Source organism: Puia sp. P3, from assembly GCF_050632245.1.
Lineage (GTDB): Bacteria > Bacteroidota > Bacteroidia > Chitinophagales > Chitinophagaceae > Puia.
In genome coordinates, this window is record NZ_CP192583.1 from 6109117 (window position 1) to 6126462 (window position 17346).

15 protein-coding genes and 2 pseudogenes are annotated in these 17346 nt (G+C 55.5%); 12 read left to right on the forward strand and 5 right to left on the reverse strand.

All coding sequences use genetic code 11. From position 1 onward, the window contains the following. The first annotated feature begins 18 nt into the window (after positions 1-18). A complete protein-coding gene (locus ACQ86N_RS38540; protein ID WP_431211658.1) occupies positions 19-894 on the forward strand; it encodes a hypothetical protein in 876 nt (291 codons plus the stop codon). Between the two features lie 5 nt (positions 895-899). Further along, positions 900-1400, forward strand: coding sequence for a hypothetical protein (locus ACQ86N_RS38545; protein WP_431211659.1), 501 nt, complete (start codon positions 900-902; stop codon positions 1398-1400). A gap of 72 nt (positions 1401-1472) precedes the next feature. Here ACQ86N_RS38545 and ACQ86N_RS38550 read toward each other — a convergent pair whose 3' ends face one another. Beyond that, positions 1473-2198 carry a hypothetical protein gene (locus ACQ86N_RS38550; RefSeq protein WP_431211660.1) on the reverse strand — a complete coding sequence of 242 codons (726 nt, stop codon included), beginning with the start codon at positions 2196-2198 and terminating at the stop codon, positions 1473-1475. A gap of 129 nt (positions 2199-2327) precedes the next feature. Here ACQ86N_RS38550 and ACQ86N_RS38555 point away from each other — a divergent pair, with 129 nt between their 5' ends. From ACQ86N_RS38555 to ACQ86N_RS38570, 4 genes are read left to right on the forward strand one after another with little or no spacing between them, the layout of a single operon-like run. After that, on the forward strand, positions 2328-2894 hold the full coding sequence (locus ACQ86N_RS38555) for a DEAD/DEAH box helicase (RefSeq protein ID WP_431211661.1): 567 nt from the start codon (positions 2328-2330) through the stop codon (positions 2892-2894). Between the two features lie 46 nt (positions 2895-2940). Then, positions 2941-3477 carry a helicase-related protein gene (locus ACQ86N_RS38560; protein WP_431211662.1) on the forward strand — a complete coding sequence of 179 codons (537 nt, stop codon included), beginning with the start codon at positions 2941-2943 and terminating at the stop codon, positions 3475-3477. Further along, positions 3474-4088, forward strand: a complete 615-nt coding sequence (locus ACQ86N_RS38565) for a hypothetical protein (RefSeq protein ID WP_431211663.1) — start codon at positions 3474-3476, stop codon at positions 4086-4088. Before ACQ86N_RS38560 ends, ACQ86N_RS38565 begins: the two co-directional genes overlap by 4 nt. After that, positions 4061-4858: a hypothetical protein gene (locus tag ACQ86N_RS38570; protein WP_431211664.1), complete on the forward strand. Its 798-nt coding sequence runs from the start codon at positions 4061-4063 to the stop codon at positions 4856-4858. The genes ACQ86N_RS38565 and ACQ86N_RS38570 overlap by 28 nt, the downstream gene beginning before the upstream one ends. Here the strand turns inward: ACQ86N_RS38570 and ACQ86N_RS38575 are convergent. Further along, on the reverse strand, positions 4850-5356 hold the full coding sequence (locus ACQ86N_RS38575) for a hypothetical protein (RefSeq protein WP_431211665.1): 507 nt from the start codon (positions 5354-5356) through the stop codon (positions 4850-4852). The genes ACQ86N_RS38570 and ACQ86N_RS38575 overlap by 9 nt on opposite strands. 126 nt (positions 5357-5482) lie before the next feature. On the opposite strand from ACQ86N_RS38575, the gene pdeM reads away from it, so the two are divergent. Together pdeM and ACQ86N_RS38585 are read left to right on the forward strand one after the other, a co-directional pair. Beyond that, complete coding sequence (gene pdeM, locus ACQ86N_RS38580; RefSeq protein ID WP_431211666.1) at positions 5483-6376, forward strand: ligase-associated DNA damage response endonuclease PdeM; 894 nt, start codon at positions 5483-5485, stop codon at positions 6374-6376. Between the two features lie 37 nt (positions 6377-6413). Next, positions 6414-7211: a histone deacetylase family protein gene (locus ACQ86N_RS38585; RefSeq protein ID WP_431211667.1), complete on the forward strand. Its 798-nt coding sequence runs from the start codon at positions 6414-6416 to the stop codon at positions 7209-7211. A 26-nt stretch (positions 7212-7237) separates the two neighbouring features. On the opposite strand, the gene ACQ86N_RS38590 is transcribed toward ACQ86N_RS38585, so the two are convergent. Further along, positions 7238-7522, reverse strand: a complete 285-nt coding sequence (locus ACQ86N_RS38590) for a hypothetical protein (protein WP_431211668.1) — start codon at positions 7520-7522, stop codon at positions 7238-7240. After that, a complete protein-coding gene (locus tag ACQ86N_RS38595; protein ID WP_431211669.1) occupies positions 7476-7985 on the reverse strand; it encodes a helix-turn-helix domain-containing protein in 510 nt (169 codons plus the stop codon). Before ACQ86N_RS38595 ends, ACQ86N_RS38590 begins: the two co-directional genes overlap by 47 nt. Before the next feature lie 429 nt (positions 7986-8414). On the opposite strand from ACQ86N_RS38595, the pseudogene secA reads away from it, so the two are divergent. The 4 genes and pseudogenes from secA to ACQ86N_RS38615 all read left to right on the forward strand — a co-directional run. Continuing rightward, positions 8415-9599: pseudogene (gene secA / locus ACQ86N_RS38600) on the forward strand (preprotein translocase subunit SecA); the annotation flags it as partial. A 339-nt stretch (positions 9600-9938) separates the two neighbouring features. After that, positions 9939-11759, forward strand: a pseudogene (locus ACQ86N_RS38605) (hypothetical protein); the annotation flags it as partial. 65 nt (positions 11760-11824) lie between these two features. Further along, positions 11825-12904, forward strand: a complete 1080-nt coding sequence (locus ACQ86N_RS38610; RefSeq protein ID WP_431211670.1) for an alginate lyase family protein — start codon at positions 11825-11827, stop codon at positions 12902-12904. A 101-nt stretch (positions 12905-13005) separates the two neighbouring features. Further along, on the forward strand, positions 13006-15555 hold the full coding sequence (locus tag ACQ86N_RS38615) for a zinc-dependent metalloprotease (RefSeq protein WP_431211671.1): 2550 nt from the start codon (positions 13006-13008) through the stop codon (positions 15553-15555). A 52-nt stretch (positions 15556-15607) separates the two neighbouring features. On the opposite strand, the gene ACQ86N_RS38620 is transcribed toward ACQ86N_RS38615, so the two are convergent. Further along, entirely contained in the window at positions 15608-17203 is a 1596-nt protein-coding gene (locus ACQ86N_RS38620; protein WP_431211672.1) for an outer membrane beta-barrel family protein, read from the reverse strand. Positions 17204-17346 lie beyond the last annotated feature (143 nt).

Consider the following 17346-nt stretch of genomic DNA (forward strand, 5'->3'; position numbering starts at 1 on the left):
CACTATTTAATTTAGGATATGAAAAAGATATTGGTGCTCGTCATTTTGGCCGCGGCTGGCATTGGATTTACCTCTGTGCTGCGAGATCCGCATGGTGACGAGCCGGTGGTTGTTCCGGCCAGTCCGCAGCGCAGCGGGGATGCAGCTGCGGGTTACCGCTATCTCACGACGGGAGACTATCTTAAGAGCGGCATCCCCTACGGCTATTTTTTGCTGGGGGCCGGGAAGTCGACTACGAACTATCTGCAGCGGGACAGCCTGAATGCTTTATTGAGTCATGAGTATACGGCGGTGAAGGCGCCCAACGGCGAGGTAGTCGTTGCGCCGAATTGTTTGCAGTGCCATGCACAGGTGTTCGACGGCAAACTGGTTATAGGTCTGGGAAATTCCGCCATCGACTTTAGCGATACTAAAAAGTTAAATCCCCGACTGGCAGCATTTGCGCAGGCGATGATACAAAAGGGGGACCCAAAAAAATATGAGGCCGCGCGGCCTTTCCTGACGGCGATGAAGGCCATCAGCGGGGAGCTCTATACGCAGGTGCGGGGAGTCAATTCCGCCGACCGGCTTGCGGGGCTGCTGGTGGCGCACCGCGATCCGCAGACGCTTCGCTGGAGCGAGGCGCCGGTCATCGAGTTGGGAGGGGATGTGATCCCTACGGATACGCCGCCGTGGTGGCTGTTGAAGAAGAAGCACGCGATGTTTTACAACGGATTTGGGCGGGGTGATTTCGGCAGGTTTCTGATGGCGTCGAATCTGCTGACGGTCAGTGATAGCAGCGAAGCGCGGGAAGTGGACAGTCATTTCAACGATGTGCTTGCCTATATCTGTTCGATCCAGCCGCCGAAGTACCCGAGGCCGGTGAATGCCGCGCTGGTCAGACAGGGGGTGTAGTGTTTGTGCAAAACTGTTCAAAGTGTCATGGCAACTACGGTGAAGGAGGGGACTACCCCAACCTGCTGATCCCCGAGTCGACCATCGGGACCGACTCGCTGCTCTACAAAAGCAATTACCAGACTCCCCAGTTCATCGACTGGTTCAATAATAGTTGGTTTGCGCAGGGGGACCACCCGGCGAGGCTGGAGCCCTTTAACGGATATATCGCGCCGCCGCTGGATGGGATCTGGGTCACGGCGCCTTATCTGCATAACGGATCGGTGCCGACGCTGGAGGCATTATTGGACAGCCGGCTGAGGCCTGTGTATTGGTCGAGGGATTTCAATTATCCGCAGTATGACTATGATCAGGTGGGTTGGAAGTATGTTAAGGAAGAGGGGCCGAGGGGGACGGCCGTGTACAATACAGAGTTGCCTGGTTATGGGAATTATGGGCATCTGTTTGGGGATAAACTAAACGATCACGACCGGAAGGCCGTGATCGAATATTTGAAAACGTTGTAGGGAGGATCGGGTAGACGCCTTCTGGGGGCCCGGTTCGGGGGCCGGGGTTCGGTTACTGCTGGATGTGATATTTTACAAAGAATTTGTCTCCGCGCTGCTGGTAGAGGGGGAATTCCTCGGGGGATTCTTTGTGTCCAGTGCTTCTTCAACAAAGAATTCGTTGGTCTGGGAGAATTCAATCGGGCTGTTGGCGCCGATCGCGAAGGTGAGGTAGCTTTTGAACCGAACCGGGGAAGTCTCCGGGCTATATGAGTCTTTGCGGTATTTAACGACGAACTGGTCGTATCCGACCCTTGCCTGCTGCTCTTTGACGCTGTCGGGAATTTCCGCCACCAGGGGACCGGACTGGGTCAACATTGCCAGTCCTTTGGATACGCTGCTACCCGGCGGGATAAAGGCCATGCCATCGGGCAGGGCAACCGTACCGGAAAAGTTGGAGGCCGTGCTGGTGAAGCTGCCGGTCCCGCCGCGGGAATTCCCGAAATTGAAGGCATAGCCGTTGCTGGAGCCCCAGAAATGGGCGTCCTTGTCGTAGTAGCTGAGCGCGTACTCGTTGCGGATGAGTGCCGATTTTTTCCAGTTGACGTAGAGCGGCTGGCTGGTCTTGTTGTAGACGTTGACGCTGATGGGTCCGTCGGCTCCGTTGAAGTCGTAGGTGAGGCGGACGGTGTCGTTCTCGAAGACGAGCTGGTGCAGGTCGTTCTTGCTTAGCTGAGTCGAATTAAGGGTCATGTACTGGTATCTCGAGCAGGAAGCCAGGCCAGCGACGAGGGTGACCAGAAGAATCGAATATCGCATAGGATTTTTTTGTTAAATTATAAAAGGTTTCCTGCATATTCTGTTAAAAGGATTTTAACTGCGTGAAAATTAATATTACAATGAAATCGGCATTAAATTGTGGGTCTTATGCAACGTTTTGGAGGATGAATGGATAATCTGCACTTACACACAAGTCCCGGCTATAAGGTAATCGGGGCGTGGATGGCCGGAGAAGGACGCGTTCCCTTTGCCTTTCAGGAAGAGACCTGGCAGCATATACTCGAAGGCCGGTCAGGACTGGTCAATGCGCCTACGGGATGTGGCAAGACTTTTTCCGTCTTTTTGGGGGCGCTGATCGACTTTATCAACCGTCACCCGACCGACTACCGGACCCGCGGCGCGAATGGCCTTCAGCTGCTGTGGGTGTCGCCGCTGCGTGCGCTGGCCAAAGATATTGGCCGGGCCATGGAAGAGGTGATCCGCGGTCTGGGTATGAAATGGCAGGTGGGGATCCGCAATGGTGACACTGAAGTGAGCGAGCGGCAGAAGCAGCGGCGGCGGATGCCGGAGGTTCTGATCATTACGCCGGAGAGTCTGCATTTGCTGCTGGCGCTGAAGGGGTATCCGGAGATCTTTAAGTTTTTACGGATCGTTGCGGTGGATGAGTGGCATGAGTTGCTGGGGAGCAAGCGGGGGTGCAGGTGGAACTTGCGCTGTCCCGCATTGCGGGGGTGAAAGAGGGGGGTGTTCGATCATTGGGATCAGTGCGACTATTGGGAATTTGGAGCAGGCGAAGGAAGTTCTACTCGCGTCGCTGGGGAGGTTTGCTGGGAGTGGTGCTGGTTCGGGTGAAGGTGGGGAGACGGCCGGCGGCGGGTTTATTGTTCGCGCGCTGATCGACAAGCCGATCAATGTGGAATCTATCTTCCCCGACGAAATAGAGAAATATCCATGGTCGGGACATCTTGGACTGAGGCTGATCCACAAGGTGATCCCCATCATCGAACAGAGCAGGACGACGCTGATCTTTATCAATACGCGGGGGATGAGTGAGACCTGGTACCAGTCCCTGCTGACGGCCTGTCCCGACCTGGCGGGCGCCATCGCGCTGCACCACGGATCGATCGATATGGAACTCCGTACCTGGGTCGAAGAGGCGCTGCATGAGGGGAAGCTCAAGGCGGTGGTATGTACGGCCAGTCTCGACCTGGGCGTAGACTTTCGGCCGGTGGAGACCGTGATACAGGTGGGAAGCCCCAAGGGGGTTGCCAGGTTTTACAGCGAGCGGGGCGCAGCGGGCACCAGCCCGGTCAGGTGAGCAAGATATTTTTTCTGCCGACGCATTCGCTCGAGCTGATGGAGGCCGCCGCGCTGAAGTCGGCGATGGTGGCGGGACTGATCGAGAACAGGGAACCGATGCTACTGTGCTTTGACGTGCTGATCCAGTACCTGAGCACGCTGGCGATCTCGGAGGGATTTTATCCCGAGCTGCTTTTCGAAGAGTTGAAGTCGACCTATTGTTATAGCGAGATGACGGAGGACGAATGGGGCGAGATCCTGCATTTTATCACCGAAGGCGGGGTTGCGCTGCAGCAATACGACGAATACAAAAAGGTAGAGGTCATGCCGGATGGTCTGTTCAAGATCAACTCGAGGCGCGTGGCGCACCGGCATCGGCTGCATATCGGCACGATCGTGAGCGACTCCATGCTGAAGGTCCGGTTTGTCTCCGGTGGGTATGTGGGTGTGATCGAGGAATATTTTATATCGCGGTTGTCGCCGGGTGATGTTTTTACGCTGGCGGGCCGCAATCTGGAGTTTGTAGCGATCAAGGATATGACGGCGTTGGTGAGGAAGTCGAATGCCAAGAAGTCCAGGGTTCCCAGCTGGAATGGGGGAGGATGCCGCTGTCCGCGAATTTGGGGATGATGTTGCGGAGGAAATTGGATGAGGCGTCGGAGATGCTCCGGGGTAATGGTGGGGGGGACAAGGATATCGAACTGCGGGTGCTCCGGCCGTTGTTTCAGCTGCAGGCTGATCTTTCTTATATGCCGCACGAGAATGAGCTGCTGATCGAGCAGATCGAGACGAAGGACGGGTTTCACCTTTTTGTATATCCATTCGAGGGCCGGCTGGTGCATGAGGCGATGGCGGCGCTGCTGGCGTACCGGATCAGCCGGACTACGCCGATCAGCTTCTCGTTCGCGATGAACGACTATGGATTTGAGCTCCTGAGCGACCAGCCGATACCCCTGGACGATAGCAATGCGCATGAGCTGTTTAGTCCCAATGACCTGACGGCCGACATTCAGCGGAGCGTCAACAGTGCGGAGATGGCCCGCCGGAAATTCAGGGATATCTCGGTGATCGGGGGACTTATCTTCCAGGGTTACCCGGGGGAGTATGCGAAGGCGCGGCACCTGCAGTCTTCGGCCTCGCTGTTATTCAATGTTTTCAGTGAATATGACCCGCATAACCTGCTGCTTCGTCAGGCGTACAATGAGGTGATGGACCAGCAGATGGAGGAACGGCGGCTCCGCAATATGTTGCAGCGGATAGCCCAGGGAAGTATTGTGCTGCGGTGGCCGAATAAGCTGACGCCCTTCTGCTTCCCGCTGAAGGTGGACAGTATGCGGGAGGACCTGTCCTCGGAAAAACTGGAGGACAGGGTTAGGAAGATGCAGGCGCAGTTAAGATAGATACTTCAGCTGGGTGCCGTACATGATGATAAAAACGATCGGGATAAAGATGGCGAAGAAGGCTCCGACGCCGCCGAGCAGGCCGAGGCCGGCGAACAGGTAGGCGGTGACGATGGGGAGGAGTTCTCCGATGACGTAGACATAAAAGCCCAGTTTTTTGAGGCGGCGCATCATGACGGCGCCATAGACGCACAGGCCGATGCCGACGAGGGTGAGCAGGAGGATCGGCACGCGGTTCTCCATGGTCAGGCGGGCCACTTCAACCATATCGGGGCCCATGAATTTTTTCATGAACTCAGGCATATTGTCGAGTTTGTCCTGGGCGGCGACCATCTTCTCGTAACTTTTCTGGGCCATGAAAAAGGAATAGATCTGCGAACAGCCGATATAGACGCAGCCGATAAAGGTGAGGATGCTGACCACGTTGAGTGTGCCGGGTAGCTTGCGGGGTTCTTCCAGCCAGTTGGGTTGGTTTTGTGTTTCACGAATATCTCCCATAGAAAATTAGTTTAGTCTAAGTAAATACAATTTTCCAATTTCTCAATGGGATCAGTCAAATATAATTAACACGGGGGCCATTGGTATATGGATATAGTAGATACATTTGCATAGGGAGTTCCATCTATGCATCCTGCGTTTCCACATCGTATTAACGGCCAGCAGCTGTGGCTTTCTCCGGACCGTTGCATCTTCTGGGAGGACCAGCGGTCCCTGATCGTCAGCGATCTTCATTTTGGCAAGACGGGTCATTTTCGCAAGGCGGGTATCGCGGTGCCGCAGTCGGTATACCGGGAAGACCTGCTGCGACTGCTTTGCCAGATACAGTATTTCCAGCCGCGGCAGCTGCTGGTGGTGGGTGACCTTTTTCACAGCAGGGAGAACAAAGAGCTCGCCCTTTTTCAAAAATGGAGGGAGGACTTCCCCGACCTGGGGATCCGGCTGATCGAGGGGAATCACGATATCCTGCACGAGGACTGGTATAAGAAGGCGGGCATCGACGTCACCCGCGGGGTTCTGACGATGGGGCCCTTTGCGTTCGTCCACGATATCACAGACGGTGTGGAATTTCCCGACAAGGCTCCGTACTATTTTTCGGGGCATCTGCATCCGGGTATACGGATACGGGGACTGGGAAGGCAGAGCCTGCAGTTCCCTTGTTATTATTTCGGGGCGGACTATGCTGTCCTACCCGCTTTTGGCAAGTTTACGGGGACGGTGTCTATAGATCCGATGCCGGAGTCCAATGTTTTTGCCATTTTGCCGAGGTCGGCTCCCGCGGGGAGCATGCGCCGACTGCGTTCACCGGGGCGGACAGGAGAAGGCCTGCTACCTGGTCCGCGGGACCGAGGGGAATGGGGACGATCCTCCAGATACAATAAGAAAAGGGAACCAACCTTCCCACGATCGAATGAACAAAAGGGCGGGTTATATCCCGCAGTTCCAATGAAGAAATTGATGATCGCTTACGATCCGTTGTATGCCCATCCCTGCCGGAGGGGCATCGTTTTCCTATGTTGAAATATGAGCTGATACCTGGTCAGCTACTGTATGAGGGGTGATCAGGCCGGAGGAGATGTTCAGGCCGGGGGTCTGTGCGGAGGAGGTGGTGATGCTGACGCATACGCGCGGGTATCTGGACAAGCTGGTACACCAGGGGCTGTCGGCGCGCGAGCAGCGGGTGATCGGCTTTCCGCAGTCGGAGGCGCTGACGCGGCGGGAACTGGTGATCACGCAGGGGACCATCGATTGCTGCCGGTATGCAATGACCAATGGGGTATCGCTGAATGTCGCCGGCGGGACGCATCATGCTTTTGCCGACCGGGGAGAGGGGTTTTGTTTGCTGAATGATTTTGCCGTGGCGGCGAACTATCTTCTGCATGAGGGTGAGGCCTCGCGAATCCTGATCGTGGACCTGGACGTACACCAGGGCAACGGTACGGCGAGCATCTTTGCCAATGAGCCGCGGGTCTTTACCTTCAGCATGCACGGCCGGCATAACTACCCGTTTCACAAGGAGCGTTCCGGGCTCGATGTTGCGTTGGAGGACGGACTGGAAGACGAAGGGTATCTGGCCCTGCTGCGTGAACATTTGCCCGGCCTGCTCGACCGGGTGAAGCCTGAAGTGGTGTTCTTTCTTTCCGGAGTGGATATTTTAGCAACGGACCAGTTTGGCAAGCTGCGGGTGACGCCCGAGGGGTGCCGAAGGAGGGACGAGTTTGTCTTCTCGCAACTGCACGCCAGAGGAATACCCTGCGTGGTGGCCATGGGTGGGGGGTATTCGAAGGATATTCGGATCATCGTCGAAGCGCACTGCGCGACTTTTAGAGTCGCCAGAGAGATTTTTATTGACTAGCCCGTTGTTCGGCGGGTTGGGTTAGTTCATTTTTTCTTCAGCGAGCTCACCTGGTCCTGAAGGTTATTAACCAGGTTGGCCAGTTGATTGACGTCCCATCTGTGCTGGGTATTGGCCTTGCTGATAACCATCTGGGCTTTCCAGACCTCCAAAACGTCATCCGTGTTGACATTATAGGGTTGATACGCCGTATTGTCACTGATCAGGGTGAGCTTTGTTTTGGACTTGTTATTTTTCATGACTCTTTTATACACGATCCCCTCGTTACGGGAGACCACGATATAGGTCTGGTTGCTCTTGACCTCTTCCATATCGTCCAGCTTTTTCGCCGACGATGACCGATCCGCTGGGTGTCGGCAGCATGGAGTCCCCGACGATCTCGAAGGCGCGGTAGTTGCCGGGAGCCAGCATCGGGAGTGTAAATGTATTCAGCTCGTCGAGGAACTCGGGATCGGCATAGCCTGCCAGATAGCCGGCCGCGGCCTTGACGGGCACCAGCTGGATGTCGTTGGAGGCGGCGACGAGTTTTTGCGCCCTGCGCTTCGAGAGATAGTTGCCGCTCTTCGCTTCGCTGAGCTCTTTTCGGAGCAGCTCGTCGAGGGTCAGCTTGAACATATCGCTGATCGTCTCCAGAACTTCGAGCCGGGGTTCGGCCCTCTCCTCTTCATAGGCGCCGAGCAGACTGCGTTTGATACCCAGACGGGCTGCGAACTCTTCCTGTGTCCAGCCCCGCAGCTTGCGGAGATATTTGAGATTTTGACCTGCTATTGACATGGGCTAATATATTTAGCACTAAGATACTAACTTCTTTATCAGAACAAAAAAATATTTGCATAATATCTGATCCGGGTAGGAAAAAGGGCAACGGCGGGCCGCGGATAACCGATGGCGGACCGCGGATAACCGATGGCGGACCGCGGAAAGGGGGATCAGAGGTCCGGGGACGGCCTATCGCGGCGGGACCGACCGCCGCGAGGCCCCAGCCGCAGCATCGGAGCGGTTTGACCGATAATATCGAATTTCAAGGGCTTAGCGCCGGGAAATGCCTTGCCGGAAAGGGGTGGTTGGGTGCTTTTTTTGTACATTTGCTTCCCTGTCAATTTGACCTTCCTATCAGGGTAGCACCAAATTTGACTGGTATTAGCGGAATCGTGTTCAACGCACGGACCCAAAACCAATAAAACTATTAATACTTAAGGAATTATGTTAGGTATTCTATCCAAAATATTCGGTGGGAACAAGTCGGAAAAGGATATAAAGCACATCCAACCCCTTGTAGAACAAGTCAATCAGCATTTCGCTGCCTACCAGTCCCTTTCGAATGACCAGCTGCGCGGTAAAACGCTGGAGTTCCGGGGACGTATCAAAGAACATCTGAATGAGATCGACACCCGGATCGCCGAACTGAACAAACAGGCAGAAGAACTGCCCTTCAGCGATATCACCGGAAAAGATGTCATTTACCAGGAGGTGGACCAGTTAAGAAAGGATCGGGACGAGCAGATCGAGGAAGTGCTTGAGACGCTGCTTCCCGAAGCGTTCGCCGTGGTGAAGGAGACTTCCCGCCGGTTCAAGGATAACGCTGAAGTAGAGGCGACGGCAACTGAGCTGGACCGGAACCTGAGCGTCAAAAAGGAACATATCCGCATCGAAGGCGACAAGGCCATATATAAGAACTCGTGGATGGCCGCCGGCAGCCCCATCACCTGGAACATGGTACACTACAATGTCCAGCTGATCGGTGGTACGGTTCTCCATCAGGGCAAGATCTCGGAAATGGCCACGGGTGAGGGTAAGACGCTCGTATCGACCCTCCCGGCCTATCTGAACGCGCTGGCCGGCGAAGGGGTACATATCGTGACGGTCAACGACTATCTCGCACGTCGTGACTCTGAATGGAACGGCCCCATCTTCGAATGGCTCGGCCTAACGGTCGACTGTATCGACAAACACGAGCCCAACAGCGAGAGCCGCCGCAAGGCCTATCAGGCCGATATCACCTACGGTACGAATAATGAATTCGGTTTCGACTATCTCCGTGACAATATGGTGCATTCCCCCGACGAAATGGTTCAGCGCAAGCACCATTTCGCCATGGTGGATGAGGTGGACAGTGTCCTGATCGACGACGCCCGTACGCCCCTGATCATCTCCGGTCCCGTACCGAAAGGCGACGACCAGCAATACCATATTTTAAAGGGACGTGTCCTGAATCTCTTCGAAGCGCAGAAGAGGGTAACCAACCAGTTCCTCATCGAGGCAAAGAAGAAGTTCTCGGAAGGCAATGACGACTCCAGGGACGGCGGGCTGGCCCTGATGCGCGCCTACCGTGGTCTTCCGAAGTCCGGCCCCCTGATCAAGTTCCTCAGCGAACCCGGTATCAAGGTGAAACTCCAGAAGACGGAGAACTATTACCTGGCCGACCAGCAAAAGGAAATGCCGAAGGTAGACGCAGAACTGTTCTTCCATATCGACGAAAAGAATAACTCTGTAGACCTGACGGATAAAGGGATCCAGATGATCACCAGGGAAGGTGAAGACCCAGAGTTCTTTATCCTCCCCGATATCGGCATCAAGCTGGCCGAGATAGAAAAAGAGCCGCTGGAAACCGAAGAAAAGCTGCAGCGCAAAGAAGTCCTGCTGAACGAATACTCCGTCAAAGCGGACCGGATTCATACGGTACAGCAGCTTGCTGAAGGCCTATACCCTGTTCGACAAGGACGTGGAATACGTCGTCATGGACGGGCAGGTAAAGATAGTGGACGAACAGACCGGCCGTATCCTGGACGGCAGACGATACAGCGACGGCCTCCATCAGGCCATCGAAGCGAAAGAGAACGTGAAGATCGAAGCCGCTACCCAGACTTATGCGACTGTAACGCTCCAGAACTATTTCCGTATGTACCACAAGCTGGCCGGTATGACCGGTACGGCCGAAACGGAAGCCGCGGAGCTCTGGGATATCTACAAACTGGACGTGGTGACGATCCCGACCAATGTACCGGCGATCCGTAAGGACTCGCAGGACCTGGTGTTCAAGACGAAACGGGAAAAGTACACGGCAGTCATCGACGAAATAGAAAGACTCCGCGCAGCAGGACGTCCCTCTCTGGTAGGTACGACCGACGTTGCGGTGAGCGAGCTGCTGAGCAGGATGCTGCAGGCCAAAAGATCCCCCACAACGTACTCAACGCCAAACAGCACTCGCGGGAAGCGCAGATCGTGGCCGAAGCCGGTATGGCCGGAGCCGTCACGATCGCCACCAATATGGCCGGTCGTGGTACGGACATCAAGCTCGGGCCTGGCGTCAAGGAAGCCGGTGGTCTGGCGATCATCGGTACGGAAAGACACGAAAGCCGCCGCGTCGACCGCCAGCTGCGGGGCCGTTCTGCCCGTCAGGGCGACCCGGGTACCTCCCAGTTCTATGTCTCGCTGGAAGACGATCTGATGCGTATGTTCGGCAGCGACCGTATCGCCTCGCTGATGGACAAGATGGGTTATAAGGAAGGTGAGGTAATCCAGCACAGCATGGTGACCAAGAGTATCGAAAGGGCGCAGAAGAAGGTGGAAGAAAACAACTTCGGCATCCGTAAGCGACTGCTCGAATACGACGACGTCATGAACAAGCAGCGTAATGTGGTCTATAAGAAGCGTAACCACGCCCTTTTCGGCGACAGGCTCGCGCTCGACCTCGACAACGCATTTTATATCGTCGCCGAAGGAGTGATCAACTCGTTCCGCGAACAGGACGACTACGAAGGTTTCAAGCTGTCCACGATCGTGAACTTCGGCATCGACACTTCCATCCAACAGGAGGAGTTCCTGAAGGCCGACGCCGCCCAGCTTGCGGAAAGGCTGTACCAGGAAGCGACTTCCAACTACGAACACAAGACGGATGAGATCCGCAAACAGGCGGTTCCCGTCTTTCAGAATATCCGCGCCACTCAGGGCAGCCATGTCGAGAACGTCGTAGTACCCTTCACGGACGGTAAGAAACGCACCAACGTCGTAGCCAATCTGCAGAAGACGCTCGACACCCAGGGACGCGAGTTGACCAGCTCGGTCGAAAAACAGATAACGCTCGCCATCATCGACGATGCGTGGAAAGAGCATCTGCGGGCGATGGACGACCTGAAGCAGAGCGTTCAGACGGCCTATCTCGAACAGAAGGATCCGCTGGTCATCTATAAAGTGGAAGCCTTCGAACTGTTCAGGAATATGGATAGCGACGTCAACCGTGACATCATCAGCTTCCTGTGTCACAGCGGGATCCAGTCCGGTAATAATCAGTCGGATACTATCCGCGAAGGCCGGGAGCAGAAGACCGATATGAGCAAGCTCAAGGTGAGGAAGGACGAAATGGCCGCGGCAGGCATCGCCGGGCCTCAGAGCAGTGCGCCTCAGGAGGGCGGCAATGACTACTACGAACCGTCAGAGCCTGTCCGGCAGGAGCCGATCAAGGTCGGACCCAAGATCGGTCGTAATGATCCTTGTCCCTGCGGAAGTGGAAAGAAGTTCAAGAACTGTCATGGAAAGGACGTGGTAGGTTAGTCCCCGAAATCGTTTGCGAAGTATACGCTTTGTCCTCAAAAGGCAAGGCGTATATTAGCATTATGACACGCCTACTCGTCCTCCTTTTCGTCTTTGGCGCCAGCTCGGCGTCCGCCCAATATGTTGGGTTCAATAAGAAAGAGATCAGCCAGCTGAAGAAGCAGCAAAACGATCCCGCGTATCAGGCGCAGGCGGCGGCCGCCAGTCAGGCGATCGGTGAGGAGCCCAACCCCATCGACACGATCCGGACGGAGGGTCTGCTCGCCGGAAACCCGAAAAAGACGGCTACGCAGGCGGCGCTGAAGGACATGAATAAGGTGTACGCACTGGCTCTCGCCTGGCGCGTACAGGGCGACAGTAAATACCTGAAAAAGGCAACCCAATTCCTCCTCGCCTGGGCAACCTCCAACCACCCCAACGGAGACCCCATCGACGATACCAATCTGGACCGCTGTATCGAGGCGTATGATATGGTAAAGGACAAACTATCCAAAGCCGACAACCAGACCATCGCCGCCTGGCTGCTGCTCACCGCGCAGACGGAGCTGAGGGGCCGCCACTACCGCCCGGAAAGACCCAGCTTTTATAACAACTGGCACTCGCACCGGCTAAAGATCGTAGGCGAGATCGCTTTTGCCATCGGAGATACGGCGCTGCAGGGGTATACCGTCCGCGAGCTAAAGACCCAGCTCGAAAAGAACCTTACCTCCGAAGGCCCGAGCGTCGACTTTGCGCTGAGGGATGCTTTGCACTATCACGTATATGATCTCGAACCGCTGCTGAAACTCATCATCGTCCTGCAGCGGGCCACCGGCGTTAACTATTACGAATGGGCCACGCCTTCGGGCGCCTCGATCAAAAAATCGGTGGACTGGCTGCTGCCGTATCTTAACGGCGAAAAGACCCATCCTGAGTTCGTCAACAGCACGGTGGATTTCGACCGTAGGCGGGCGCAGAACGGGGAAGCCTCTTATAAGGCCGGGACGTTGTTCGAGCCTAAAAACGGGATACAGACCCTTTATCTCGCCAGTTATTTTGACCCGGGTGTGCTGGCGCTGGCGCGGGATCTCAGCGGCAAGGAGGGTCAAAGCGGCTCCTGGCTTGCCCTGGCGGTTGATCTTATGCATAAGGGGCAGCACTAAGTTTTTGCCGGAAGAACTCCTCATCTTCCCACTCGTCATTTTTTCCGGGCAGGCTACCGGCAGTTGCTTATTTTCATCCCTTAACTCACACATGACTAATTATGAGAAGATTATTACTACCGCTGACGCTGGTATCCAGCCTCTCAGTGGCGGTTGCCCAACAACATCCCGGCAACGCCCAGACACCCCCAACCGCAGCGACGACCGCGCGTCCTCCGTCGGCGAATACGACCCAGCCCAAGCCTTACAAGGACGTCATCACTGACAAAGCTGTATCCCGCAAGGGTCTTTTCACCGTACACAAAATCGAGGACAAATGGTATTTCGAGATCCCCGACTCGATACTCGGAAGGGATATCCTGGTCAGTACCCGTTATGGCAAGACGGCCTCCGGGGGCAACTATGGCGGCGAGCAGGTGAACCTGCAGACGATCAACTGGGTCAAGGGTCCCTCGCATACGCTGTTCCTTAAAGTGCTGACGATCGTCAGCGTAGCGACGGATAGCAGCCAGCCGATCGCACAGGCGGTCACCAACTCCAATATGAACCCGATAGCGGCGGCCTTCGAGATCAAGGCCTATGGCAAGGGTTCGGACTCTTCGGCCACGACGGTGATCGACGTGACGGAGTTTTTCAAGGGTGACAATCAGGTGGTGAGCCTGACGCCTGGTATCAAGAGAAGATTTAATCTGGCTGGTATCGCGGGTGACCGCAGCTATATCGAGAGCATCCACACCTACCCCATCAATACGGAGATCCGGACGGTGAAGACGTTCACGGCCTCGCCCGCGCCTGCCGCGCCCGTAGCTGGTGGCCGCGCGCCTGCCGGCAGCCTGCCCGCGGCAGATGTCACCGGAGCGGTGACGGTCGAGCTGAACAGCTCGTTCCTGCTGTTGCCCAAGACGCCGATGCGCAAACGACTTTTTGACCCGCGCGTCGGATTCTTTGCCAGCGAATTTACCTTATATGGCGACGATCAGCAGCGTGTAGAAGAGAACAGGTTCATCCACCACTGGCGGCTCGAACCCAAAGACGAAGACGTCGGGAAATGGAAACGCGGCGAGCTGGTAGAACCCAAAAAGCAGATCGTATATTATATCGATCCCGCCACTCCCAAAAAATGGCGGCCTTACCTGATCGCGGGTATCAACGACTGGCAGGTAGCCTTTGAAAAAGCCGGTTTCAGGAATGCCATCGTCGGAAAAGAGTGGCCGGAGAACGACTCGACCATGAGCCTTGAAGACGCCCGGTTCTCGGTGATCCGCTATTTCGCCAGCGACATAGAAAATGCCTATGGACCCAACGTAGCCGACCCCCGAAGCGGAGAGATACTCGAAAGCCATATCGGCTGGTACCATAACGTTATGAAACTGGTACACGACTGGTATATGATCCAGACCGCGGCGGTAGACGCGAGGGCGCGCAAAATGAAATATGACGACGCACTGATGGGAGATCTCATTCGCTTTGTTTCCTCCCACGAGGTCGGTCATACGCTGGGTCTTCGCCATAATATGGGCAGCAGCAGCAAGACGCCTGTCGAAAAACTGCGGGATAAGGCCTGGGTGGAAGCCAACGGGCATACGGCCTCGATCATGGATTACGCCCGTTTCAACTACGTCGCCCAGCCGGAAGACAATATCACGTCGAAGGGACTGTATCCCCGGATCGGCGACTATGACAAATGGGCCATACTCTGGGGTTATAAGGGCATCCCTGATACCAGGAGCGAAGAGGAGGACAAGAAGATCCTCAACAAATGGGTTATCGACAGCCTCCGGTCCAACCCCCGGCTTTGGTTCGGAGGAGAGGGACAGAATTTCGACCCGCGCGCGCAGACCGAGGACCTCAGCGATAACGCCGTAAAGGCGAGTGAATACGGTATCAGGAATCTGAAACGCATCCTGCCTAACCTCCCCGAATGGACGAAGGAAGAGGCCGATCAGTACGACAACCTCGGAGAGATGTACACGCAGGCGGTAGGACAGTTCGGCCGTTATATGGGGCATGTCATCAAGAATGTCGGCGGTATCCAGGAGACGTTCAAGAGTATCGAGCAGCCGGGAGATATCTATGAACCGACGCTGAAGGCCACGCAGAAAGAAGCGGTCGATTTTTTGAATAAGCAGCTATTCGCTACTCCTTTTTGGCTGCTGAATAAGGACATCCTGAATAAGTTTGCCAATCCGGGTACTACGGACCAGGTGTCTACGGTGCAAGCCAATGTCCTGAAGGGACTTCTGTCTTCGACCAGGCTGTTTCGCATGTCCACCTGCGTCAGCCGGTATGGCAGCGCTGCGTATGGCGTGGACGAGCTGATGAGCGATGCGAAGAAGGGCGTCTGGGGCGAACTTGCTGCGGCGGGCGCGATCGATGTCTATCGCCGCAATCTGCAGAAGGTCTATGTGGATGCTGTGATCAGTCTGGTCAACGCGACGCCGGCGCCTGTGCCTGCCGGGTTGCCTCCGGGGTTGTTAGCGCTGGTTGGCGGGGATATCAGGAATACGGATGTGCCTTCGGTTGCGAGGGCTCAGCTGGTGGAGCTGCGGGCGGAGATTCTCGCGGCGGTGCCCAGGGAGACGGATAAGCTGAGTAAATATCATCTGCAGGATTTGGCGGAGAGGATTAAGGAGGCGCTTAATCCAAAGTAATAAAAGAGTAAGGGGAGCGAATCGCTCCCCTTTTTTGTGTCTTTGATCCATCCTAATTGGCAAAGCCTCCCGATGAATTTGCCCGCTTGTTCTCGTCTTCCAGTCCGGACTTTCGCTGGCGTGCGGTCTTTACCTGCGTGTTGCCGAACTTATAGGTGAAGAATAGCTTGAGCTGGCGGGACTCCCGGCCGCCGCTGGCGCGGAGGTATTGTCCCGCGAAATCGCTGGTGGCGGTGAAATGCAGGGTATGAAAGACGTCGCTCACGGAAACTTTTATTGTTCCCTTCTTCTGCATGATCTGCTTCTGTATGCCCAAATCCACATTGCCTATCGCGTGGGTCTTGAAGGTGCCCTCCCAGATGGCCGGGCTGCTATAGAATCCCGACACTTCCGCGGACCAGCCGCCGCCCAGACGCGCGCTCTGCTGAGAAAACACGTTGGCGGAGAAGACGTCGAGGTCTACGTTCCTGCCGGTGCCCAGGCTGGCCTTGTATTTGGAATAGAACGTATTCACGTTGACGAAAGCGCTATACCATTTGTACTGGAAGGGATAGCTGATATTGAGGCTCGCTATGTTTTGGGTAGCCAGATTTTTTTTCGTGAGGAAGGCCTTGGACCGGTCGGCGGTGTCCACGAGCTGGGTAAATACGTCCTTTACGTGGCTGTAGTTCAGGGTAGTCGTCAGCCGGTACATGAATACGTATGTCAGCCCAAAACTGTTGGTGTACTGGGGTCTTAGCTCCGTGTTGCCCTTCTGATAGGTGTATTCGTCTATCTTGAACTCAAAGGGGTTGAGGTCCTGGTAGGCCGGCCGGTCGATGCGGCGGCTATAGGTGAGGGTCCACTGCCGCAACGGGTCCTTATTAATGGTGACCGCGCCGCTGGGGAAGAACCCGGTATAGTGACGGGTGAAGCTGGAATCGTAGGTCGCGAATCCGGCGCCGGCTTCCCTGAAGCCATTGGAGACTCCTTTTGCATTGGTGTTCTCAACCCTGAGCCCGGCCTGGATCACGAATCCTTTAAAACTCCTGTTGTAGTTGGCGTACACGGCGTTGATATTCTCCTTGTAGTTGAAGCCGTTGCTGTGCAGGGTGTCCTTTACTTTCGCGGTGGGGTATACGTTGTATTGCTGGAAATCGTTGTCGCTGGTCGTATACTCTGTCTTGAAGCCGAGGCCGAGCCTACCCTTTTTGAAATTTTGCTCGTAGTCGGTCTTGAAGCTGTAAAGGTTGATGTCGGTGGGGGCCAGCAGGTCGTAGATATCGCTGTAGAGAAGGCCGCCTCCGGTGGGATCGAAATAGAGATTTGGCTGGAGCTGGTCGCTGCGGAGACGGTAGATGCCGTAGTCCGCGTCCATATTCAGCTCGTGGCCCGAGGAATCGGTGTGGTGGTAGTTGAGGTTCAGGTTGCCGTTGTTCTTTTTCCCGCTGCGGCTGTTATTCGCCTCGAGGATCTTCACGACGGAGCCGTCGGGGATATAGGAAATGGGGGTGGCGCTCCGGGTCATTACGGAATAGTTGGAAAGGGAACCGTCTACCATCATTCCGAGGGTGTTGTTCTTGTCGAGGAAGTAGTCAAGCCCGGTCTTGAAGGTGTGGGTCTTTGCTTCATTCTTTAGCGCGGAGTGCTGGTCGAAGAGGGTATCCAACTGTTTGCGGTAGAGGGAAAGCCAGGTGGTGTTGGTGGTATTGCTGCAGTTATAATTGCCGAACCAGTTGATATGGCCGTCGCGGTGATTGAGTGAGATCCCGCCGTTGTAGTTGGAGTGGGTACCGATGGCGTAGCCGCCGG

Bases quoted from the DNA above. Each gene is read 5' to 3' on its own strand.
- ACQ86N_RS38540 (WP_431211658.1), top strand. From the start codon at position 19: ATGAAAAAGATATTGGTGCTCGTCATTTTGGCCGCGGCTGGCATTGGA.
- ACQ86N_RS38550 (WP_431211660.1), bottom strand. From the start codon at position 2,198: ATGCGATATTCGATTCTTCTGGTCACCCTCGTCGCTGGCCTGGCTTCC.
- ACQ86N_RS38555 (WP_431211661.1), top strand. From the start codon at position 2,328: ATGGATAATCTGCACTTACACACAAGTCCCGGCTATAAGGTAATCGGG.
- ACQ86N_RS38570 (WP_431211664.1), top strand. From the start codon at position 4,061: ATGCCGCTGTCCGCGAATTTGGGGATGATGTTGCGGAGGAAATTGGAT.
- ACQ86N_RS38575 (WP_431211665.1), bottom strand. From the start codon at position 5,356: ATGGGAGATATTCGTGAAACACAAAACCAACCCAACTGGCTGGAAGAA.
- pdeM (WP_431211666.1), top strand. From the start codon at position 5,483: ATGCATCCTGCGTTTCCACATCGTATTAACGGCCAGCAGCTGTGGCTT.
- ACQ86N_RS38590 (WP_431211668.1), bottom strand. From the start codon at position 7,522: ATGGAAGAGGTCAAGAGCAACCAGACCTATATCGTGGTCTCCCGTAAC.
- ACQ86N_RS38595 (WP_431211669.1), bottom strand. From the start codon at position 7,985: ATGTCAATAGCAGGTCAAAATCTCAAATATCTCCGCAAGCTGCGGGGC.
- ACQ86N_RS38610 (WP_431211670.1), top strand. From the start codon at position 11,825: ATGACACGCCTACTCGTCCTCCTTTTCGTCTTTGGCGCCAGCTCGGCG.
- ACQ86N_RS38615 (WP_431211671.1), top strand. From the start codon at position 13,006: ATGAGAAGATTATTACTACCGCTGACGCTGGTATCCAGCCTCTCAGTG.